Here is a 23,399-nt window from a genome sequence, read left to right as displayed (position 1 = left end):
TAGGAAAGTCCGACAAAATTGTACCGAAAGGTTTCTGTTTAGCTTAAATTTAGTGCAATAAAAAACCCTTGGCGTTAGCCAAGGGTTCGTCACAATTTTTAAGAAGATTTATTCTTTTTTGTCCTCAACAGGTTCATCTTCCTTTGAGGCATCTTTAAATTCTTTTATACCGCTACCAAGTCCGCGCATGAGCTCAGGTATCTTTTTTCCTCCGAACAATAAAAGAACCACCAACACAACAATGGCAATTTGCCATGGGCCTATAGCCAAAAATATCTGTAAAGCTGTCATAATCGCATTTTAATTGAATCACAAATGTAATAAAAATCTATCAATGCAGATGTTAATTAAATATCTTTCATCTTAAGACTTGTATGTATAAACCATTATCAAAATTGCTATGTTAGAAAAAAGGTATACATAAGACCAAGAATTGTATTCCATCCGTATATTTGTGTATTATGGCCAAGAAAGTCAAGAAAAGAAAGGAAATTAAAAGAAAGCTACTGCACAAGTATCGCTTGGTCATTTTAAACGAGAGCACGTTTGAAGAAAAAATCTCCTTTAAACTGAGTCGTTTAAATGTTTTTGTAACGGGCTCTCTGTGTATCATTGGCTTAATTGCACTAACCACCCTGCTTATTGCATTTACCCCCTTGCGAGAATATATTCCGGGCTATTCTTCTACAAAGCTCAAAAAGCAGGCTACAGATTTAACTTACAAGACGGATTCTCTAGTAGCCAACCTGAATAATACCAATAGGTATTTGGAAAGCATTAGGCAGGTTTTAAAAGGTGAAATTGAGAGCGGGGAAATTGATATGGACTCCCTGAGGGAACAGTTTAAACTGGACCCCAACAGCATTGATTTAACACCAATTAGGGAAGATTCGGTACTTAGGGCCGAGGTGGCTCTTGAAGATAAATACAATCTTTTTGAAAGAAACACTGGGGGCGCAGAAATAGTATTGTTTCCGCCCTTAAATGGAGAAATATCCAATACGTACAATGTTGAACAAAAACATTTTGCAGTAGATGTAACCGCTCCAACAGATACACCTATAAAAGCCGTAGCAAACGGCACTGTAATTTTTTCAGAGTGGACGGCGGATACCGGTTATGTTATTATTCTTGAACACAAAGATGGTTTGCTAAGTGTATACAAACATAATGGTTCATTAAGTAAAGCTCAAGGAGACGTGGTCAGAGCCGGAGAAGTAATAGCATCCGTAGGAAATACTGGAGAGCTAACCACAGGGCCACATTTGCATTTTGAACTTTGGAGCAACGGTAATACGGTTAACCCTCTCGATTATATCGACTTTTAATTTATACCATTCGATATATTTTAATCCTCAATCAAAATCCAGATTAGAATGTCTTTAAAATCATTTGCTGCCAAATTGTTTGCGAAGTATGTGGTTGCTAAAACCGAGCGATGGAAATCTCGGCCAATTGAGACACAAAACGCCGTTTTTAAACAGCTGATTCAAACGGCATCCTCTACCAAATTTGGTCAGGATCACGATTTTTTTGAAATCAAGACCCATGAGGATTTTGTTGCCAAGGTTCCCATAAGGGATTATGAAGAGTTGAGGCCCTACGTTGAGAAAGTGGTTGCGGGGGAGAATGATATTCTATGGCCGGGCAAGCCTATTTATTTTGCCAAAACATCTGGAACTACTTCTGGTGCCAAGTACATCCCTCTTAATAAGTCTTCTATAAAAAACCAGGTTGAGGCCAGTAGGAATGCTATTCTCACTTATATCAATGAAACCGGCAATGCCGATTTTGTTGATGGAAAAATGATTTTTCTTCAAGGGAGTCCGGAATTGCAAGAAAAAAACGGAATTAAATTAGGAAGGCTATCCGGTATTTCTGCACATTACGTTCCCAATTACCTTCAAAAGAACAGGTTGCCCAGTTGGGAGACCAATTGTATTGAAGATTGGGAAACTAAGGTAGATACTATAGTGCGAGAAACCATAAAGGAAGATATGACCGTTATTGCAGGCATACCGTCCTGGGTGCAAATGTATTTTGAAAAGTTGCAGGATGCATCAGGTAAAAAGGTAGGGGAGCTATTTAAAAACTTCCAACTTTTCATTTACGGCGGTGTCAATTACGAGCCTTATCGGTCAAAGTTTGAATCGCTTATTGGAAGAAAAGTAGATAGTATAGAGCTGTTTCCGGCTAGTGAGGGCTTTTTTGCCTATCAAGATTCCCAAAAGGGAAAGGGCATGCTGTTGTTATTAAATTCCGGAATTTTTTACGAGTTTGTAAAGGCAGATGAATTTTTTGATGAGGGTGCGAGAAGGATGACGCTAAAAGATGTTGAGATTGGTGTCAATTACGTGATGATTATCTCTACCGATGCCGGACTTTGGGCATACAATCTAGGAGATACCGTTCAGTTTATTTCATTGAATCCCTTTAGAATTATTGTTTCTGGGCGTATCAAGCATTTTATTTCCGCCTTTGGCGAACATGTTATCGCAAAAGAAGTAGAGGAGGCCATGAATCAAGCGATTTCAGCTACCGATGCACAAATAAATGAATTTACGGTGGCGCCACAAATCACTCCTGAAGGAGGCGAGCTTCCTTATCACGAATGGCTGGTTGAATTTGAAAAAAAACCGTCGGATATGGAGAAGTTTGTTTCAACTTTAGATGCGTCCCTTCAAAAACAGAACAGCTATTATTATGATTTGATGGAAGGTCATATTTTGCAATTGTTAAAGGTGACCGCCATTAAAGTTGGCGGCTTCAATGAGTTCATGAAATCAAAGGGAAAACTAGGGGGGCAGAACAAAGTGCAAAGATTGTCCAATGATCGTAGTGTTGCCGACAAGCTTACGGAATTCAAAGAATAAATACCATATAGAATATTTATATTTATTTTTCGTTATGGAAATCAGCTTCTTTATTTCGGGCGAACGAATAATTTGAAAGCTTTATGACAACCGCACGTATGTAAACCAATAATTGTAATTTTGTGCGAAATTCTTTTATGGGCAATAACAATACAACCACCAGAGCTCAAGAATCTACCAACGCCATTGAGCGTTTGTATATTACCATGCGCCATTTGTTTAACCGTGGTTTTTACAAACCAAATGGGGTTTCCGGTGAATCTTTAAAGGATGCACTTCTTCAATTGCGCCCAGAGATTTATGGTTCAGTTGCAGAAGACAAGGCAGAACTTAGTGGTCTAACCTATGTTCTCGAAAGACTTCCAGAAGGAATTGAACAATGTAGGTTCATCAATTTAACTTCGGATGAGGGATATGGCCATTCGCATTTTGAGCCCATTGTACCCCCAAAAAGAAGGCGTAATTGCTATCGTATAGATGATGAGCAGATGAACATTGAAATTACCCGGGGGCGTTCAGATATTTATGATATTCTAACCCACCTTACTTTTTTGTTCATAGAATCCGAAAAAATCAGTAAAAAGGTTTTAATCGAGGACACCCATAAAACTATTAGGGATTGGACCAAGTTGGAGGAGGCCGTTAACAAAAATGAACTTACCCAAGCGGAGAGGGAGGTAGCCCTTATACATACGGCAAATATCTTGGGAAGGTCTTTTGTGGAGGTGATGGCCGTACATAACCATTTTTCCACCGATGAAAAGCCGGAGCGCTTTTTGGAAATTGTCTATTGGTTGGGGAAATTGGCCATTGAAGAGGAAATCACCGGAGAAAAGAGAGCAATTACATTTAGCCTCTTACTGCGCGAGCGATTGGGGCACCATATTCACGGAGAAAGGTGGGCCAATACCATCAAAGAAACGTTGTATAAAAACAATATCCTCTCAAGACCTATTCATATCATAAGTGCCAATATGCACAGTGTTATGAATTCTCTTTTTGCAAAAAAGGCTCTTGGGAAGGAATTTCCAAAAAAGGAAAGTCTTGAGATTTACGAGGCTTTAAGCTCTGCATCCAACGGTTCGCTTAGGAAAAAGGTCAGTTCCCTAGCGCAAAAGAATGGTATGATCGCAATTGACGACTATTCTGGAACCAGTATTGATGTTCAAATTTTCGATACTGCAAAAATGACGAATGATGCCTGTTGTTATGAACTGGATACCAGCATTCCTGAAAGCGAAAAGCCCGTAATTTTTGTCATGGATTATGCTTTTGGAGAGCAGGCTTTTGAAACCATCGATGAACTTTTAAAACCGTATACGATTGATGGGAAAGATGCTGTTTTCATGAACATAGTCTCCATTTCAATAATGGGAAAAGCAGGAATTTTAGATGGCGGAAAAGGAGACTTAATGATTCCTTCTGCCCATATGTTTGAAGGAACGGCGGACAATTATCCATTTAAAAATGAGCTTTGTGCAGAGGATTTTAAGGGTCACGGACTCAAAGTTTTTGAGGGAACCATGGTTACCGTATTGGGAACTTCGCTTCAGAACAAGGATATTTTATCATTTTTCCATGATTCCACTTGGAATGTAATCGGTCTGGAAATGGAGGGAGTACATTATCAAAAAGCGATTCAATCCGCCTCCAAAATAAGAAAAAGCATAAGCGAAGATGTGAAGGTAAGATATGCTTATTATGCTTCTGACAATCCCTTGGTGACGGGAAGTACTTTGGCTTCCGGTGGACTGGGAACTACAGGGGTAAAACCTACCTACTTAATTACAGACAAGATTTTAGGGCAAATATTTAATTCATAAACAAATGGCGGAGAACCAACCTGTTAAGAACACATCATCAGATGAAATCGATTTAGGGCAATTGCTAAAGCTAATCGGTAATGGTTTTAAAAAAGTGGGCAACGTTTTTTTATATGCTTTTCTTTATCTTAAGAAAAACATGCTGATATTGATTGGTTTGGTAGTCGTGGGCGTTCTTGCTGGGTTTTTGCTTAGTACCATTGTTGAGAAAAAACTAAAGACGGAAACCATCGTCAGGCCGAATTTTGAAAGTAAGGATTATGTTTATGATGTAATAGACGAAATCCAGGCAAATATCTACTCCAAAGACACCGTCTTTTTTAATCAGATGGGTGTAGATGTCGCTGATCTTGAAGGGTTTAAAATTGAGATTACACCAATTACAGACCCGGAAGAGGCAAAGGAAGATGCAGAGCAAGATTTAATGTATTTAGAACTGCTTCAGGGTTTTAAAGAGGAAAGTTTTGCGGTAGACATTATGCGAAGCGTGCTTACCCAAAAAAGTATTGTGGCACACAGAATAACATTCACTTACTTTGACGCTGACACAGGCAGTGAGGTTGCCCAAAAAATACTGGATTATATCAATAACAACAACTATTTCAAAGAAGTCATCACGGCCTTTAGAGAAAATGCACAATTGAGAATCGATCAGAATACCATGTTAATCGGACAAATTGATAATCTTGTAAACAATTATTCGAAAACATTGAATAATAAACAACTTGAGAAGGCTCCAGGGACCGTAATTTTAGAAAATGAAAGTGCTTTGAACATTAGTTCTTTGCTTACATTAAAAAATAGGTTCGTAAAGGAAATCGAAGAGAAGCGAATGGAATTGTCTGAGCAAAAAAATCTTTTAAGTGTTTTGAATATGGGGAAGACCCAAAAAGTGAGAAAACCACTTTTTAATAATACTTACGTAATCATCCCCCTTGTATTGGTAGGCTTGTTCTTTATTCTTTCGTTCATTAAGTTCCTTAATAAAAAAGCAGCCGAACTTCAATAAAGGGTGCATGGCCAATAGATATTATCTTATTACAGGAGGGGCAGGATTTATAGGAAGCAATTTTATTCCGTATTTTCTTAAGGAGAATCCTGATGTGCACGTGGTAAACCTTGATAAACTTACGTATGCCGGTGATTTAGATAATTTAAAAGAAGTCGAAAATAATAATCGGTATTTTTTTGTAGAAGGTGATATTTGCAATGAGGAATTGGTGGATAATCTTTTCAATAAGTATCAATTTAAAGGTGTTATTCATTTTGCGGCCGAATCACATGTAGATAACTCCATCTCAAATCCGAATGCTTTTATCAAAACCAATGTTAATGGAACCTTTACTCTTTTAGAAGCTGCGAGAAAACATTGGTTGACAGCCCACAAAGACGATGGCCGGGCACAAAATAGATTTTTGCACATTTCTACAGATGAGGTATACGGTAGTTTAGGCGAAACAGGGTACTTCACTGAAGAAAGTCCGTACCGCCCCAATAGTCCATACAGTGCTTCAAAAGCAGCTTCTGATTTTTTAGTAAGAAGTTATTTTCACACCTACGGGCTCAACGTGGTCATCAGCAATTGTAGTAACAATTATGGGCCTAAACAGCATAAAGAAAAACTGATTCCGACCATTATCCGCAAAGCGCTTAAGGAAGAACCCATCCCAATATACGGCGATGGTAAAAATGTTAGGGATTGGCTTTTTGTTCGTGACCATTGTACTGCCTTGAATACGATTTTTTACCAAGGTAAAAGGGGTGAAACCTATGTCATTGGCGGTGATAATGAAAGGAATAATATTCAGATTTCTCAGACTATTTGCACCCTCTTAGACCAAATAAAGCCTAGGCAAAAAGGGACTTATGCAGAACTCATTACCTTTGTGCGAGATAGACCGGGTCACGACTTTAGGTATGCCATTGATGCAAAAAAGCTGAAGAATGAACTTGGCTGGACACCCGAAGCGAGTTTTGACGCTGGAATAAAACAAACGGTTACCTGGTATCTAGAGAATTGAGAATCTATTCGAAGAAACCAAATTAGGAATTCAAAGGGCGAATTTATGAAAGGAATCATTCTGGCAGGAGGCTCCGGAACAAGGTTATACCCTCTTACAATGGCGGTAAGCAAGCAATTGATGCCTGTGTACGACAAGCCAATGATTTATTATCCTTTGGCGACCCTTCTTTCTGCTGGTATACGGGAAATTTTAATTATCACTACTCCAAAGGACATCGAATTGTTCAAAGGCTTATTAGGCGATGGTACAAATTATGGCTGTGTGTTTGAATACCTAGCACAAGAGCAACCCAACGGGCTTGCTGAAGCGTTTATTTTAGGCGAAAAGTTTATCGGCAGTGATAAAGTGGCGCTTATACTGGGGGATAATATTTTCTATGGTTCTGGACTTGCCCCTTTATTGCAACAGAACAATGACCCCGAAGGTGGTATTATTTACGCCTACCATGTGCAGAATCCGCAGCGCTATGGGGTAGTAGAGTTTGATAAGAATGGAAAGGCCATTAGCATTGAAGAAAAACCGAGCAACCCAAAATCGAACTATGCCGTACCGGGTATCTATTTTTATGATAATGAGGTGGTCGATATTGCGAAGCAAATTCAGCCAAGTAAAAGAGGTGAGCTAGAAATTACCGATGTCAATAAACACTACTTATTGAATGGGAAGTTACAAGTGTCCGTTTTGGATAGAGGAACCGCTTGGTTAGATACGGGTACCTTTGCCTCTCTTATGCAAGCGTCGCAGTATGTTCAAGTAATTGAAGAAAGACAAGGGCTTAAAATTGGAGCGATAGAAGAGGTAGCCTTTCAAATGGGCTATATAGATGAAACTCAGCTCAAAGAACTGGCCGAACCCTTAATGAAGAGCGGTTATGGCGAGTATTTGATCAACCTACTTAGGGAATAGGGGAATTATGGAAATGGAAAAAACAGAAATAGAAGGTTGTTTCGTCATTACCTCGAAAGTATTTGCAGATGAACGCGGACAATTTTTCGAGTCTTTTCATAACGAGAAATTCAAAAAAGCTACGGGATTAGATGTTTCTTTTGTGCAAGACAATATATCCATATCTAGAAAAAATGTCATTAGGGGCCTTCATTTTCAGGAAGGTGATCATGCTCAGGCTAAACTAGTACAAGCCATTAAAGGAAAGGTTTTGGATGTAGTGGTAGATATTAGAAAGGAAAGCCCCACCTTTGGTAAGCATCTTAAAATTATCCTTTCAGAGGAAAACAGAAAGCAGATTTTTGTACCAAAAGGTATAGCCCATGGTTTTGTCGTTCTTAGCGAGGAGGCTGTTTTCAGTTATAAGTGCGATGCTTATTATTGCCCCGCATCAGAAGCGGGCATATTTTATGCGGATGAACAATTAAAAATAGACTGGCAGATTGATATGAAAGATGCCATAGTTTCGCCAAAAGATCAAGAATTACCCACTTTAAAATCTTATTTTGATGCTATCGGTATTGGTGACAGGGGCTAGCGGGCAATTAGGCAGGAGTATTCAAAAGCTCCAAGGTGATTATCCCGATATTGGGTTTCATTTTAAAAATTCGATTGATCTGGATATTTCTAATGAAAATGCCGTTGCTGAAGTTTTCGCTAATAACAAATTTGATTATTGTATCAATTGTGCGGCCTACACGAACGTGGAAATGGCAGAAAAAGAGCCTCAAAAGGCTTTTCTTGTAAATTCTCATGGTGCAGCGAATATCGCCCGGGAATGTGAGGCTAATGGCACTATCTTAATCCATATTTCAACAGATTATGTGTTTGATGGGGAGAAAGGAGAACCGTATACGATTTTAGATAAAACCAATCCAATCAACGTTTACGGAGCTTCGAAGTTAGAAGGAGAGGTCAACGTAAGCGCTCTAATGAAAAGGCTTTTTATAGTCCGTACTTCCTGGCTATACTCAGAATTTGGAAAGAATTTTTATAAAACTATATTGGCAAAAGCCCAAAATGGAGAGCCTTTATCTATAACCAATGCGCAAACCGGCTGCCCGACCCATGCCGAAAATTTGGCGAAGTACATCTTGAGCCTGATAACATCTGGCAATACCCATTATGGACTCAAACATTTTACAGACGGTGTGGAACACACTTGGTATTCTTTTGCGATTGAAATATTAAAGAAGAATTCTCTGTTCGAAAAGACCGAGATTCAAAAAGTAAAGAATTATCGTACTTTTGCTCGTAGGCCAGTTTACAGTGTTTTAGAATCAGAACGTTAAATACTATTGATGTCAGAGCAAGATTACTTCGTACACGAAACAGCAGTTGTCGATGATGGCTGTACCATTGGAAAAGGAACAAAAATTTGGCATTTTTCCCATATAATGCCCAATTGCGAATTGGGTGAAAAGTGTAATATCGGTCAAAATGTAGTAGTTTCTCCAAACGTTAAATTGGGTTCTAACGTTAAGGTTCAGAACAATGTTTCTATTTACACCGGTGTTACCTGTGAAGATGATGTTTTTTTAGGTCCTTCGATGGTATTTACAAACGTGATCAATCCGCGAAGTGCCATTAACAGAAGAGGGGAATACGCATCCACAATCGTAAAAAAAGGGGCTTCCATAGGAGCAAACGCTACTATAGTTTGTGGTAACGATATTGGGGAATATGCCTTTATAGGAGCAGGTGCCGTCGTAACCAAAGATGTACCGGCCTTTGCACTTTTAGTCGGTAATCCGGCCAAACAAATAGGTTGGGTCGGTGAATATGGACATCGTCTTCAATTTGACGAAGAAGGTGAGGCTATTTGCCCTGAAAGTAAGCAAGAATACCAATTGGTAGATAATAAGGTAATACGAATAAAATAATGAACATAGATTTTGCCAATTTAACTAAGGCCTTTGAAGAAAGAGAGGAAGAATACCTTTCGGTAACCAAAGAAGTGATGTCTTCCGCCCGTTATATTTTGGGCAAGGAAACCGAGGAACTTGAAAGTAGCTTAGCGCAATTTACAGGCTCAAAGTATGCGTTGGGAGTATCTTCCGGCACAGATGCCCTTTTACTGGCTATGATGGCTTTGGGAATTAGGGGTGGCGACGAAATTATAACCACGCCATTTACCTTTATAGCAACAGCAGAAACCATTGCCTGTCTAGGCGCGAAACCCGTGTTCGTCGATATAGATGAAACGACCTTTAACATAGATGCCTCGCAAATTGAAATTGCGATTACGGAAAAAACCAAGGCAATCATGCCCGTTTCCCTCTATGGTCAAATGGCCAACATGGATGAAATTAATGCCATAGCGGCCAAGCATAACCTTGCGGTTATCGAGGATGCTGCCCAAAGCTTCGGTGCAACCTATAAAGGAAAAAGAAGTTGTGCTACATCTACCATTGGCTGTACGAGTTTTTTCCCTGCTAAACCTTTAGGCTGTTTTGGAGATGGAGGTGCCGTTTTTACCAATGATAACGAGCTCTTTGAAAAAATGAAGGCCATGCGCGTACATGGTCAGGTAAAGAGGTACACCCATAAATATATTGGCATGGGTGGTAGACTTGACAACCTCCAATCGGCTATTTTGAATGTGAAAATGCGCTATTATGAGCAAGATATTGCTAGAAGGCAGCAAGTAGCAGAACAATACTCAAAACAATTGGCGGATGTGGTCAAAACCCCGGAGGTTTTGCAAGATAGAACTTCCGTATGGGCGCAATACACGGTCAGAGTGTCCGAAAGAGAGAAAATTCAAGGAGTATTAAAGGTAAAGGGCATTCCCACTGCGGTACACTACCCTATACCGATGCATTTGCAAGAATGTTTTAACTATTTGGGATACAAAAAGGGAGATTTTCCCGTTAGCGAACAGTGTGCGGCGGAAGTGATGAGTTTACCTATGAATCCGTACGTGACAAATGAAGAAATAGAATATATAACTACCAACCTAAAAGAATTAGTTGAATGAAGAATTTCGCATTGATTGGGGCAGCAGGATATATTGCACCCAGACACATGAAAGCTATTAAAGACACCGGAAATAATCTATTGACCGCTTTTGATAAGGGAGATAGCGTCGGAATCATAGATTCATACTTTCCGAATGCGGATTTCTTTGTGGAATTTGAGCGTTTTGACCGTCATATTGAAAAGTTGAAATACGAAAAGGATACATATTTAGATTATGTGAGTATTTGCTCCCCCAACTACCTTCATGACGCACATATTCGCTTTGCCCTTAGAAGTGGCGCAGACGCCATATGTGAAAAGCCATTGGTTCTGAATCCTTGGAATGTAGATAAACTAAAACACGTTGAAGAAAAAACCGGGAAGAATATTTTTTGCATTTTGCAATTAAGGGTACACCCCAGTATTATTGCTTTAAGGGAAAAGGTCAAGAATGCCCCTAAAGACACCAAATTTGAGGTGGACTTAACTTATCTAACTTCAAGAGGCCATTGGTACCACACTTCATGGAAGGGCGATAAAACTAAATCAGGTGGAATAGCTACCAACATTGGGGTCCATTTTTACGATATGCTCTCCTGGATTTTTGGAGATATCCAAGAGAACATTGTACACGTTCATGAAGATGATCGAGCGGCGGGTTATTTAGAATTTGAAAATGCTCGAGTAAAATGGTTCCTTTCCATCAATGCTGCCTATTTACCGAAGGAGGTAAAGGAAATGGGGCAAACTACCTTCCGGTCCATTACCATTAACGGTGAAGAATTGGAATTCAGTGGTGGTTTTACGGATCTTCACACCATGGTATACAAGGATATTTTGGCCGGAAAGGGATATGGTGTTGATGCTGCCAGAACCGCCATAGAAATCGTACACGACATTAGGGCCGCCAAACCAGTTGGTTTAAAAGGGGAGTATCATAGGTTTTTGGAATAAACTTTCAAGGAAATTACAATGAAAGCCTATTCAATATTTTTAATATATAACCTGCGTTGTTTATTTCCTTAGCGTTTGACCAACTTTCCTTTCAATTTCAGAAAGGGCTTTTCTAAATATCGATAAGATAGAATGGCAAAAATAAATACCAAAAGAATGTTTAGAGGGTACTTTTGAAATAAGGGACCATCAGGTTTGGGTCCGGTAGTTAAAAATAAGCCTTGATAAATGTAAAGACCATATGAAATCTTACCCATTGCCGAAAGGGGTTGAAATTCTAGTTTTCTTACTATATATGAGTTTTGATTGTTAACTATGTACAGAATTAATAAACAGGTCCCTGCCGATTGAATAATCCATCCCAACATAATCAACTTTTCTGGTAAGTACAGAAAACAGAACATTAGAGTGAGTGATATACCGAATATCAAATTAGGCTTTTGACTTATTTTCCGGTTTAGTGTGTTTTCATTAACCAAAATACCGGAAACACACCCCATTAATATTGTTGCAATTGCGGGAAGAATCCAACGATTAGTGTAATAACCTTCTGATAGGGCTATGTATTTGTTAACATAGTCCAACTGTTTCAATGGGTCAATTAAGTGAATAATTTGCAACAAGCCACAAATGGTTATCAAAGAAAACAATAAAAGTAGTAAGTGTTTTCTTTTTCGTATCAGGAACAGGGTTATAGGAAAAAAAAGATAAAATTGTTCTTCCACGGAAAGGGACCATGTCAAACCCAATTCTGCCGAAGAGAGGCTTTTTGGGATAAAATTATATACATAAAAAAAGGAATATAAAAGCCCCGAATAGTTTATAGACAAAATATTTGAGAGCATTAAAATGAGAATAATTAATAGAAATACCAACAATGGGGGAAAGAGTCTTAGAACGCGTTTTGTGTAAAAGGCCTTGAAATTGACTTTTCCTCCTTTTTTGAGTTCTCGGAGTAATATATTAGTAATTAAAAATCCACTCAGAGTAAAAAAGATGTTTACTCCAGTTGTCCCACTAAAAAGAAATTGCATTTTTTTTCCTCCTTGCCCCAAAGTATCAAGACTTTCAAGCCAGCCTAAATGAGTAACTATTACCAGCAGTATGGAAATACCTCTTAGTCCGTCAAATCCTTTAATATAATTTTTTGGTAGTAAGAATAGGGGTTCCCCTTTATACATGAAAATTATTAGCAATACTAATACCAAAAGACTTACTAGGCTAACCAAATGCAGTAGCAGTGTTTCTTTGGTAATTTCGCTAAACATGATTTTTTGGTTGTCGTCAATTGCTGAATTTATATAGCCTCCTCGAAATATTGATTTTATATATACGTCTAAAGGACAATTGGTTAAGTCAAAGTGATAGTCTATTACTGCCTTATTAGAGTCTTTAATTTTATTTGGTACTATTGTTTTATCATAAAGTTTGAACTTTTTAAGATAACCTGTAAAGTGATTCTTTGTTTGCTTAGGCCTTTTGAACGCTCCAAGAGTGAAATAGGCCTTTTTTTGATTTTTTAGCACATCGGAAAACCAACCTATTTTTTTTGAATTACCTTGATAAGTTATGGTAGTTTGTTGTAGTTTGCCATCAATATAGAATAGTATCTTACCTCTATCGTAGTTTACTATAAGGCTATAATAAAGGCCGGGAACAAGTTGCTTGGTAGTTTTCAGTAAAATTGAATTTAACCTATCGTAGAATAGAACATGACCGTTAGCGACACTTAAAGAAAAGTTTTGTGCCGTTGAGGTAGTTGATGACGAAGAGAAAAGGGTTCTTTGACTTTTGTTGTAATAAGAGAACTCTACCTCCAATGCGCCAGAGTCCCAGTTTTCAAAATTTCCTGGTTCAACTGTATAATGGTTTTCCCCTGAAAAATATAGGGCACCACCCTTAGTTTTGTTCAAATTGTTCCCAAGGGCTAACACAATAAGAACAATGATCGCAAAGGGAATCCACTTTTTTACTTTTACCATCAAACCAAAGCCAATTATTCGTTCATATAAAAGTTTATGAAAAAACTTACAAGTATAATAATTATAATTTTAAAGCAAATTGAATTGTACATTTGAGTCATAAAAATCCCTAAAGAATAAAATTTGGGTTTTAAACCGGTATTAATTTCCGGTTTTAATTTGATATAGTAACGTTTTACAATGCTTCTCTATGACAGAAAAGGCAGGGATTAAAGATTCATTTTTAACACTTTCTAAGGATGTTGTTATACTATCATTGGGAATTATTGCGGCAAGTGCCATACCACTTGCTTTGCAACCGTATTTAAAACGCACTTTTACTCCTGAAGAGTTTGGTGCTTATGATGTGTTTTTAAAATGTTTTTCCATTTTGGTTGCCCTATCTTGTTTTAAATATGAGAATGCTATTTTACTTCCAAAAAAAGACACCGATGCAAAACACGTTGTTTATCTCTGTCTTTTTTTAAGTTTACTGGTAGCTTTCGTATTGGGTCTTTTAATCTTATTTTTTGCGGATGAGTTTTTAGCTGGTCTTGAAGGCCTTACACTAGCCGCTTTATACCTTCTTCCATTAAGTTCTTTCTTCTACGCAGTTTTTAATGTTTTTAATTTATATCTGGTCCGTAGGCGCAAATTCATGCTTTCATCTACCAGTAAATTATCAAGAAGACTTACGGAAGGAGGCACTCAAGTAGCGCTAGGGGAATTAAGGAGCACTAATGGACTTGTGATAGGAGATGCTGTAGGAAATTTTGTTCAAGGATTATTCGCCTTTTGGAAGGCGAACAAGCTTAGCAGGTTTAAAATACTCAGCCAAAAAAAGTTGAGAAAGGTTTTTGTAGAATATAGGGAACTGCCCATATATACACTTATACCAAATGTTCTGAATACGTTTGTTACTGGGGCGTTAACCTTTTTGATATTAGACAACTTTGATATTGTTGAGGTGGGTTATCTAGAATTTACACAGCGAATTCTGTCCGTGCCTTCCGTCTTTGTTTCTGTAGCAATTTCACAAGTGGTATTTCAAAGGGTAAGCAATCTAGTGAATAGGAGAAAAAAAATTATGCCTCTAATTCTTTCCGTAATGGGGTTATTATTTTTTGTTTCAAGTTTGTTTATACTATTCATAGAGTTTTTTGGGGAGAGGGTATTTATTTTAATTGGTGGTGAAGGCTGGGAAAAATCGGGCCAATATGCTAAAACATTGGTTTATGCGTCGGCTGTAATATTAGTATTTTCTCCTTTGGGAAAGGTTTTAATTGCCTTAAAGAAATTTAAGGTAAATTCGCTCTGGGAGTTAGCAAAATTCGCGGCTATTCTTTACCTTTTCTTTTTAAAGGGTTTTTCAATTCAGCAATATTTGTGGATATACACTATAATTCTAATTTTCTTTTACGCCGTTTACGGAGTACTAATAATACATCAATCCTATAGATATCAAGTTGAAAATACCGCTCAAACATAACAAAAGGAGTGTTTTATTATTAGAATCAATAACCTTCATAATTATAACCAGCGTTTATGTTTTTATAATTAAGGACATGTATGGTTATATGGGGCATGACCATGATATACTTATCGGTAAAGTAATAATAGGTTGGTTCTTTTTTATCCCTATGGTTATAATAGGAACCAAGGTCAAAGGAGATTTTTTTTATACTATTTGGCATGTTATATTCATTCTCTATTTTTTTGGACAGATAATTTACTATCAGTTTAATGACGGTTTAATACAACCGATGGCCTCCAATGCAATTCTGTTGCTAGTACTTTTTTCGTGTTCTTTCTTTCGAATGGAATTTAAGATAATACGACTTAAGGGAGAAATGCTGACCATAGTATTACTGATCTCAGTTATTTTGTTTGTGCCAATCTTCATAAAGTATTTACCGCATGTAAATTATAGAAATTTAATGTTATCGGATGTTTATGAAACAAGATTGTATTTTAGAGGGATTCAAGATAGCTATTTCGGTTATTTGAGCGCTCCTCTTTCTAGAGTTATACTGCCGTCTTTATTGATTATCGGTCTTTTGAACAAAAACTGGTGGCTAGTTTTATTGGGGGTGTTTATGATTAGTTTTATCTTCTTGGTGGGCGCATTAAAAAGTATATTTATCGGTATGATTGCTGCCATATTTTTCTTTAAAGGAAGAAACTACCTAGATAAACTCCATAATTTGCTTTATCTCTTTTTCGGATTGTGTTTTTTAGGTTTGATAGTTTTCTTAGTTTCGGATAATACATTCTTAGTCAACTCTTTTGTTAGAAGAGTTTTATTTACGCCAGCAAGGATGGATAATACCTTTTATTCGTATTTTGGCAGTAACCCTACGTTTTGGAGCCATAATTCAATAGGCGGTTTGTTTTTCAAATATCCTTTAGAGCAGACTCCTAACTATTATGTGGGAGAGGTTCTTTTGCAGAAGGAAGGATTGAACGCCAATGTGGGGTTGATAACCGAGGGTTATTTTTCAATGGGTTACATAGGGGTTTTGTTGCATTCGCTGTTTATTGGATTTGTTTTTCTTCTTTTGAAACAAATAAAAATGAATCCTATATTTTTTGGGCTAGTGTTTGTATACATATACTACATGAACACGTCATTTTTTACTACACTATTGTTAACTCATGGGTTGGTGTTCTTTGTTATTTTTGCTTATCTTTTTCTGAATAGAAGTTATGCGAGATAAACTATTACAAATTTCCAGTGCTTTTTCAATACAGAAGATATACGTAAACTTGGTCAGTAAGCTGTCGGAGCGGGGATATAGACAAATTATATATGTGCCAGTTAGAAATGCAGATCAAATCAATGGAAATAGGGATGAAAGTATAGAGAATAGTGAATACCATTACTCGCACATACTAAAAAATAACCTTCTGTTTAAGCTGAGGTTCAGAAGAAAAATACAAATCATTTATAAAGATTTATTATCGAAGGTAGACATAGAATCTGTTGGTTTGGTTCATGCCCATTTTTTGTTTAGCGATGGAGGGGTTGCGTACTTGCTTAACAAAGAGTTTGGCATCCCATATGTTGTTAATGTTCGCGCAACGGACCTTTTTTACTTCTTTAGACTTATGGTCTACGAAAGAAGGTTTGGAAATAAAATAATGGAATCCGCGGAGAGAGTTATTTTTATCAACCCAACTTATGTAAACCTTCTTAAGGAGAAATATTTAAGTTCCTTTTTTAAAAATTTTGAGAGTAAAGTGGCCGTCATTCCCAATGCCATTGATGATAAATGGTTCAGTACTGAATCCAGGACCAAGGAATTGTCGCAACCTATTAAACTATTGTACGTTGGCCAAATTATCGAGAGAAAGAAATTGGATATTGTTATTAAGGCAATGAACCTATTTAATTCTAAATCGAAAACGTTGGCAACTTTGGATATAGTGGGGTCCGGACCTTTTCTAAAGAAGGTAGAGATTCTTTTCAATGAAAATGTGAAATATTGGGGCCGAATAAATGATTTTAATTCACTTTTTCAAATATTCAATGATTGCCATATTTTTCTCATGCCTTCTATAAAAGAAACCTTCGGTTTGGTATATATTGAGGCTCTTAGTCAAGGCTTACCAATTGTGTTCTGTAAAGACGAAGCGGTAGATGGCTTTTTTCCTAATTTAAGTACTGGAGTTGCCGTGCCTCCTAATGATGTAAACGAAACTAGTAGAGCAATTGAGTATATTATAGAAAACTATAATGAGATGAGTAAGTCTGCCGTGAAACTGTCAAGTTCTTTTAGGTGGGAAAATGTTGCAGGAAAACATCATGAAATATATGAGAAAATTATTGGTTAGAACAGGTAACGGTTCTCTTCCGGATTTTTTTTGGAATCTACTTTCCTTAGGCTTTTTATTGCTCCCCATAGGGGTGAACATTTCTACTCCCTTTTTTGTTGCTTCTGCTTTTTTAGGAATTGTTCAGATAATTTTAAAAAAAAATAGGTTAAAGAAAAAAGACTTAGTTTTTTTGTGTTTACCCTTACTGTATTTATTAACGGGGGTAAGTTTGGTCTATACGGAAAACTTAAAAACTGGAAGTGATTTAATTGTTAGAATGCTTCCTTTAATTATTTTTCCAATTATTTTTTTGTTTATTGAAGAAGAGAAAGGAATTGTACGTAGACTATTTATTATGCTCCTGTTTGGCATATTAATTTCCATGGCTATCAATTTATTTTATGCCTTTTCTAATTCTCTCAGTATTGTGGATGGATCTCTTGTTTTTGATTCTTCTTTTGAAGGAGGTTATTCTTTTTATGAGTCTTTTAACCATGGAGGCAACCACTTTTTCGGGACAAGATTTGCCAAAACTATACACCCCACTTATTTGTCTTTATATATCTTAACTAGTTTGCTTTATTTTTCTTATTCCCGCATTAGTTTTTTTTATGTCATAATAATATTTTTACTTTTTAGTTTGTTCCTCCTTTCTTCTAGGGCTGCACTAATGATTCTTGCGGTTTACATTTTCTTGTATATTATTCATTCAGGTAATGGAAGATGGAAGAATACAATGACCGCCCTTATTGTTTTTTCCGGAATTCTTATGGTACTTTTAAATCCTAGAGTTAAAACTTTTTATGAAAGAATTGTTGACTTTGGGAAAAAAGAGAACTTTAACTATACTACTTCGGAGCAATCTAGAATTTTAATTTATAAAAGCTGTTTAGAGTTAATTAAACATAGTCCCTTAGTTGGGTATGGGGTCGGAGATGCTAATAATGAGTTGTTCGAGGAATACAGGAAAAATTCTTATCTCGTTTTGGTTAAAAATAAGTACAATGCCCACAGCCAATATTTTCAAACATGGCTTCAGGCTGGAATTTTGACTTTTTTTATTTTAATTTTTCCTTTGGGGTATTTATTGTTTAAGGCTGTAGGGGAGCCTTTTGTCCTTGCTATGTTGTTGACTTTTGTGATTATTATGGCCTTTGAGTCACTACTTGTTAGGTACAATGGCATCATGTTTTATGCTATCTTAATGCCATTTATTTTAAGAAGAGAACGCCATTTATTTAAATGAGATCTATTGTTACTTAACCGAGACTAAATTATAATGAAGATACTTACAATTTTAGGTGCTAGGCCCCAATTTGTAAAAGCGGCCGTAGTAAGCAGGGCAATAGAGGAATATAATGCGCTAAATGAGGCGACGTAATGTACTATGCTTCCCTTTATTATACAGATAGGGCTGTACGACCTAATGATGTGGTAGAAACGGAAAGTTTTGTATTGTCTAGCATTCATCGGCAAGAGAATACGGACCATAAGGTTAAACTAACTGCGGTCTTTGAAGCCTTGGCGAAAATAGCCCAAAAACAAAAGGTGGTTTTGCCATTACATCCAAGAACCGTTAACAAGCTTCAGGATTTTAATATTGTTGTCAATAAAAATATCCAAATATTGGAGCCTGTAGGCTATTTTGAGATAATCTGGCTGTTGTTGAACTGCACTTGTGTCATTACCGATAGCGGAGGCTTGCAAAAGGAAGCTTTTTTCTTTAAAAAGCCCTGTATTACGGTTCGTGAGGAAACGGAATGGGTAGAGCTGGTGAAGAATGGGGTAAACTTTCTTGTAGGGCCAAATAAAAAAACCATTGTGAACACATATACTGATTTAAGGAATATTGTATTTGATTTTAAGGAAAACTTATATGGTATGGGAGAGACGGCGAAAAAAATAATAAATACGCTTGTAGACTATAAATAACGTAGTTCAACGCTTTTCAAGCTTGCTTTTGCTTTGATTTATGGGAAAAATTAAAAATAACATTTGGATTATCAATGAACACTTAACTTCGCCAGATCTAAGTGAAAATGGTCATAGCAGGCATTTTACCCTTGGTCAAGAATTTATTAAAAATGGTTATGATGTTACCATGATTACCTCTTCCTTTTCACATAACCCCAAAAGAAAAGTGCCGTTAAAGGGTTTAATGAGAATTGTTAAAGGTAAGATTAGAACGTTGGTTATAAAGGGTTTTTCACATGAGTCCTCTAGCAGTATAGTAAGGATTATTAACTGGGGACTTTTTTTTGTACTGCTTTTCTTTGCCCCTTTAATGAAGTTACCTAAACCCCATATTATTATTCTCTCCTCAACTCCCATGTTGCCTGTGTATAATGTGCTTTTCTTTAAATTACTTTTTAGAAAGACCCAATTTGTATTTGAAACTAGGGACTTATGGCCGCTAACTCCAAAGAGTATCGGTAATTATTCCGAAAACAGCCTGTTTATTCAACTACTTTCCCATCTAGAGCATAAATGTTATTCAAATGCGGATTACGTAGTATCGGTCTTAAAAAATTCTGACCAACACATCAGGTCCATTTTGGGTAACAAAAGTTTTAGGTTTAAATGGATTTCCAACGGAATTGACCTAAAGGGTTTTGCCAACAATCAAAAAAACAATGAGTGGGATTTTAATGGAACTAGGTTACAAGAAGGTGCTTTGGTGATTGGTTACGCGGGAACTTTAGGCAAGGCCAATGCCATGGAATACATAATAGAAACTTTTAATAAATGGTTTAAGGGGTCTAATTGTTATTTGGTAATGGTAGGTGAGGGAGGTGAAAAGCAAGCCTTGGTCCAGCAGGCAAAGGAAAATGGGAACATTCTGTTTTTAGATCCTGTAAAACGGGAGTATTTAATGTCTTTTTACCAAAAATGCGATATGCTTTATCTCAGCTGGAGAGATTTGGAACTTTATAAGTATGGGGTTTCGGCCAATAAATTGTTTGAGTATATGTATTCGCAAACCCCTATTTTAATGTCATGTAACATTCCTGGAAATATAATAGAGGAGGCTAAGTGTGGTTTGATTTCTAATGCGGAAGACCCAGAAGACATAAAAAATAAAATAGAACTTTTTAAAGAGCTTTTGATTTTAGACCGAAAACAGTTGGGAATCAATGGCCGGGAGTATGTTGTGGAAAACCTTACGTATGCCAAGTTGGCACAGGATTATATGGAGGTTTTTAAAGAACTTCTTCCATAGCTAGACTTATCTTGCCCTAAGCCCTTGTCTAGATACTAGGGGGATTAATGTTAAAAGAGTGTTTTGTTTTACTATTTTTGATTAAAATATAGACTCTTGTTTTTCCTAGAAACCGCCATATCAATTTTTATTGGGGCATTTTTGCTTACTTATTTAACTATTCCTAAAATTATTAAGGTAGTTGAACATAAGCGGTTAATGGATGATCCAAATCATCGAAGTTCTCACACCAATAAGACCCCGACCTTAGGAGGGGTTTCATTTTTTTACACATTAGTTTTTGCCTTGTTCTTCATAAAGAACCGTGATCAGTTTGATGAGGTGATGCATATAATACCTGGTCTAACCATTCTCTTTATTATGGGGCTGAAGGATGACTTGGTAGTTATTTCCCCAGGGTCCAAACTTTTGGCTCAAGTATTTGCCATAATTTTCGTTTTGACCAATCCCAGTTTCACCATACATTCCCTAAATGGCTTCCTTAACATCAATGAAATACCTTATTATCTATATCTAATTATTGGAGGTTTTATGATGTTGACCATTATCAACTCCTATAATTTAATTGATGGAATTGATGGATTAGCCTCTGTAGTAGGTATGGTTATTATGGTGATTTATACTACCATTTTTTACATGACAGAAGAGTATTTTTTTGCTTTGGTTAGTATTACCATGAACGCAAGTTTAATGGCTTTTTTAGGGTTTAACCTATCCTCGGATAAAAAGATATTTATGGGGGATACCGGCTCTTTGATAGTCGGTTTTATTATTAGTGTACTAACCCTAAAATTTTTGGCATTAAGACCAGTGGCATATACAGACCTTCCGTTCTTATTGGAAAATGCACCTTTGATTGCTATTAGTATCTTAATTGTTCCTTTATTTGATACGGCAAGGGTATTTGCAATTAGAATAGCCAACAAGAAAGGCCCATTTTCTCCCGACCGTAATCATACCCATCATGTTTTAATTGATTACTGGGGCCTCTCCCATAAACAGGCGAGTTTTATCATTGGCTGTTTTAATCTTCTTTTTGTGATGTTGTTTATCGTATTGGGAAGTACGGCCAAAAATTTAGGAATGGTAATTATGTTGGTCTCCGTCGTAATTATTCTCGGATATATTTTCTTTAAATACAATTACAATTTTGCGACTTTAAAGCAAAAGATTTTATTGAAGAGAAAGGTTGAAAAGCTTAAATCACGAGTTGACGATAAGAGTGGTAAGAAGAAAAAATCTCTTAAAAGTGAAAGCCAAAAAACCAATAGTTCAGGTATTCGTCCGGTAAATGGTGAAAATAGAAGGGAGGATAGAAAAGAAAAACACTCTATTGACAGTGAGTAAATCGTATACGAATGATTTGTACTTCCTTATAATGATTTCACAAGTATTTCATCGAATAGGTCTTCCAGTTAATTCTTAGAAAAGGTTTAGGTAAAATATATCACATAATCATTCCGGCTATTTTAGTTCCATACCTTATTTTTGCGCAAATCCCAACTAAATGAATATTCTAATACTTGGCTCCGGAGGTAGGGAGCATACCATTACTTGGAAATTAAGTGAGTCTTCTCAAGACGTCAATCTATTCGTAGCTCCTGGAAATGCTGGAACAAAAGAAATCGCAACTAATATACCGGTAAGTGTAAACGATTTCGAGGGTATCAAAGCCAGTTGTTTGGATAATAGAATTGACTTGGTGGTCGTGGGTCCTGAAGATCCCTTGGTAAACGGTGTTCACGATTTTTTCCTGAATGATGCTGAGATCAAGGATATTCCGGTAATCGGCCCACAAAAGGCTGCAGCCGAATTGGAGGGCAGTAAAGAATTTGCCAAGGAATTCATGATGCGCCACCATATTCCTACGGCTGCCTATAAAAGTTTTACCAAGGATAGCCTGGAAGAGGGTTTTGCTTTTTTAGAAAGCCTACAAGCCCCTTATGTGCTAAAGGCAGACGGACTAGCCGCAGGTAAGGGTGTTCTTATCTTAAATGACCTTGATGAGGCCAAGCAAGAACTTAAGAACATGATGGTGGACGCCAAGTTTGGTTCTGCGAGTACCACAGTTGTTATCGAGGAGTTTTTGGCGGGTATAGAACTTAGCGTTTTTGTGCTTACAGATGGCGAGGGCTACAAAGTGCTTCCTACTGCAAAGGACTACAAGAGAATTGGAGAAGGTGACACAGGATTGAATACAGGCGGTATGGGGGCCATTTCCCCTGTTCCTTTCGCCGATGAGGAATTCATGGGAAAGATACACGACCGAATTGTTAAACCGACCGTAGAAGGCCTTAAAAAAGATAAATTGCCTTATAAGGGCTTTATTTTTATTGGTTTGATAAAAGTGGGAGACAACCCTAAGGTAATTGAATACAATGTACGAATGGGCGACCCGGAAACAGAGGTAGTGATTCCACGAATCAAAACCGATTTAGTAGAGGTCTTTCAAGCCGTAGCCGAACAAAAACTAAACGATATTGAATTAGAGCTGGATGAAAGATCTGCCGCAACGGTGATGTTGGTTTCCGGAGGTTATCCAGAGGCTTATGAAAAGGGAAAGGTAATGACTGGCTTTGATACTGTAAGTGATTCTTTGGTGTTCCATGCAGGAACTACCAATAAAGACGATAAGGTAGTAACAAACGGAGGCAGAGTGATGGCCATTACTTCTTTTGGGGACGACTTTAAAGAGGCCTTGAAAAAGTCATACGAGAATGTTGATAAAATATCCTTTGAAGGAATGAACTACCGAAAAGATATTGGTTTTGACCTTTAAAAAATAGAATAGGTAGAAAGAAAAATGGCTTCCAATTTGGAAG

The 23,399-nt window shown here is 37.1% G+C and carries 21 protein-coding genes; 19 read left to right on the top strand and 2 right to left on the bottom strand.

The window, feature by feature from the left end; translation table 11 throughout:
- Nucleotides 1-108: 108 nt before the first annotated feature.
- Nucleotides 109-291 (bottom strand): twin-arginine translocase TatA/TatE family subunit, encoded by a 183-nt coding sequence (gene tatA, locus BIZ36_RS03590; RefSeq protein WP_187456494.1) that lies wholly within the window; start codon nucleotides 289-291, stop codon nucleotides 109-111.
- Between the two features lie 170 nt (nucleotides 292-461).
- Between tatA and BIZ36_RS03585 the strand changes: the two genes are divergently transcribed.
- From BIZ36_RS03585 to BIZ36_RS03535, 11 genes are all read left to right on the top strand, one after another.
- Nucleotides 462-1,328, top strand: coding sequence for a M23 family metallopeptidase (locus BIZ36_RS03585; RefSeq protein ID WP_187456493.1), 867 nt, complete (start codon nucleotides 462-464; stop codon nucleotides 1,326-1,328).
- A 48-nt stretch (nucleotides 1,329-1,376) separates the two neighbouring features.
- Nucleotides 1,377-2,873, top strand: a complete 1,497-nt coding sequence (locus tag BIZ36_RS03580; RefSeq protein ID WP_187456492.1) for a GH3 family acyl-acid amido synthetase — start codon at nucleotides 1,377-1,379, stop codon at nucleotides 2,871-2,873.
- Between the two features lie 137 nt (nucleotides 2,874-3,010).
- A complete protein-coding gene (locus BIZ36_RS03575) occupies nucleotides 3,011-4,696 on the top strand; it encodes a DUF6909 family protein (protein WP_187456491.1) in 1,686 nt (561 codons plus the stop codon).
- A gap of 4 nt (nucleotides 4,697-4,700) precedes the next feature.
- Entirely contained in the window at nucleotides 4,701-5,705 is a 1,005-nt protein-coding gene (locus BIZ36_RS03570) for a hypothetical protein (RefSeq protein ID WP_187456490.1), read from the top strand.
- Between the two features lie 7 nt (nucleotides 5,706-5,712).
- Nucleotides 5,713-6,717, top strand: coding sequence for a dTDP-glucose 4,6-dehydratase (rfbB, locus tag BIZ36_RS03565; protein WP_187456489.1), 1,005 nt, complete (start codon nucleotides 5,713-5,715; stop codon nucleotides 6,715-6,717).
- Between the two features lie 45 nt (nucleotides 6,718-6,762).
- The gene (rfbA, locus tag BIZ36_RS03560; protein ID WP_187456488.1) at nucleotides 6,763-7,626 is read left to right on the top strand and encodes a glucose-1-phosphate thymidylyltransferase RfbA; all 864 of its coding nucleotides are present in this window, start codon (nucleotides 6,763-6,765) and stop codon (nucleotides 7,624-7,626) included.
- A gap of 13 nt (nucleotides 7,627-7,639) precedes the next feature.
- Nucleotides 7,640-8,203 (top strand): dTDP-4-dehydrorhamnose 3,5-epimerase, encoded by a 564-nt coding sequence (gene rfbC, locus BIZ36_RS03555; protein WP_353616810.1) that lies wholly within the window; start codon nucleotides 7,640-7,642, stop codon nucleotides 8,201-8,203.
- On the top strand, nucleotides 8,175-8,957 hold the full coding sequence (gene rfbD / locus BIZ36_RS03550) for a dTDP-4-dehydrorhamnose reductase (protein ID WP_187456486.1): 783 nt from the start codon (nucleotides 8,175-8,177) through the stop codon (nucleotides 8,955-8,957). Before rfbC ends, rfbD begins: the two co-directional genes overlap by 29 nt.
- 9 nt (nucleotides 8,958-8,966) lie before the next feature.
- Nucleotides 8,967-9,548: an acyltransferase gene (locus BIZ36_RS03545; protein WP_187456485.1), complete on the top strand. Its 582-nt coding sequence runs from the start codon at nucleotides 8,967-8,969 to the stop codon at nucleotides 9,546-9,548.
- Nucleotides 9,548-10,645, top strand: coding sequence for a DegT/DnrJ/EryC1/StrS family aminotransferase (locus BIZ36_RS03540; RefSeq protein WP_187456484.1), 1,098 nt, complete (start codon nucleotides 9,548-9,550; stop codon nucleotides 10,643-10,645). Before BIZ36_RS03545 ends, BIZ36_RS03540 begins: the two co-directional genes overlap by 1 nt.
- Nucleotides 10,642-11,580 (top strand): Gfo/Idh/MocA family protein, encoded by a 939-nt coding sequence (locus BIZ36_RS03535; RefSeq protein WP_187456483.1) that lies wholly within the window; start codon nucleotides 10,642-10,644, stop codon nucleotides 11,578-11,580. Before BIZ36_RS03540 ends, BIZ36_RS03535 begins: the two co-directional genes overlap by 4 nt.
- A 68-nt stretch (nucleotides 11,581-11,648) precedes the next feature.
- Here BIZ36_RS03535 and BIZ36_RS03530 read toward each other — a convergent pair whose 3' ends face one another.
- Nucleotides 11,649-13,562 carry an acyltransferase family protein gene (locus BIZ36_RS03530; RefSeq protein WP_502709162.1) on the bottom strand — a complete coding sequence of 638 codons (1,914 nt, stop codon included), beginning with the start codon at nucleotides 13,560-13,562 and terminating at the stop codon, nucleotides 11,649-11,651.
- Between the two features lie 190 nt (nucleotides 13,563-13,752).
- Here BIZ36_RS03530 and BIZ36_RS03525 point away from each other — a divergent pair, with 190 nt between their 5' ends.
- The 8 genes from BIZ36_RS03525 to purD all read left to right on the top strand — a co-directional run bounded on the left by BIZ36_RS03525 (nucleotide 13,753) and on the right by purD (nucleotide 23,356).
- A complete protein-coding gene (locus BIZ36_RS03525; protein WP_187456481.1) occupies nucleotides 13,753-15,030 on the top strand; it encodes a lipopolysaccharide biosynthesis protein in 1,278 nt (425 codons plus the stop codon).
- A 76-nt stretch (nucleotides 15,031-15,106) separates the two neighbouring features.
- A complete protein-coding gene (locus BIZ36_RS03520; protein ID WP_187456480.1) occupies nucleotides 15,107-16,258 on the top strand; it encodes a hypothetical protein in 1,152 nt (383 codons plus the stop codon).
- Nucleotides 16,248-17,375: a glycosyltransferase family 4 protein gene (locus BIZ36_RS03515; RefSeq protein WP_187456479.1), complete on the top strand. Its 1,128-nt coding sequence runs from the start codon at nucleotides 16,248-16,250 to the stop codon at nucleotides 17,373-17,375. The genes BIZ36_RS03520 and BIZ36_RS03515 overlap by 11 nt, the downstream gene beginning before the upstream one ends.
- On the top strand, nucleotides 17,356-18,603 hold the full coding sequence (locus BIZ36_RS03510) for an O-antigen ligase family protein (RefSeq protein ID WP_187456478.1): 1,248 nt from the start codon (nucleotides 17,356-17,358) through the stop codon (nucleotides 18,601-18,603). Before BIZ36_RS03515 ends, BIZ36_RS03510 begins: the two co-directional genes overlap by 20 nt.
- 134 nt (nucleotides 18,604-18,737) lie before the next feature.
- A complete protein-coding gene (locus BIZ36_RS03505) occupies nucleotides 18,738-19,289 on the top strand; it encodes a UDP-N-acetylglucosamine 2-epimerase (protein WP_187456477.1) in 552 nt (183 codons plus the stop codon).
- Between the two features lie 40 nt (nucleotides 19,290-19,329).
- Nucleotides 19,330-20,577, top strand: coding sequence for a glycosyltransferase family 4 protein (locus tag BIZ36_RS03500; RefSeq protein WP_187456476.1), 1,248 nt, complete (start codon nucleotides 19,330-19,332; stop codon nucleotides 20,575-20,577).
- Between the two features lie 198 nt (nucleotides 20,578-20,775).
- Nucleotides 20,776-21,924 (top strand): MraY family glycosyltransferase, encoded by a 1,149-nt coding sequence (locus BIZ36_RS03495; protein ID WP_222937203.1) that lies wholly within the window; start codon nucleotides 20,776-20,778, stop codon nucleotides 21,922-21,924.
- A 160-nt stretch (nucleotides 21,925-22,084) separates the two neighbouring features.
- A complete protein-coding gene (gene purD / locus BIZ36_RS03490; RefSeq protein ID WP_187456474.1) occupies nucleotides 22,085-23,356 on the top strand; it encodes a phosphoribosylamine--glycine ligase in 1,272 nt (423 codons plus the stop codon).
- Nucleotides 23,357-23,399: the final 43 nt, after the last annotated feature.

This window comes from Cytophaga sp. FL35 (assembly GCF_014349235.1).
In the GTDB taxonomy this organism is placed as follows: domain Bacteria; phylum Bacteroidota; class Bacteroidia; order Flavobacteriales; family Flavobacteriaceae; genus Euzebyella.
This window is presented reverse-complemented; position numbering and strand designations above follow the sequence as displayed.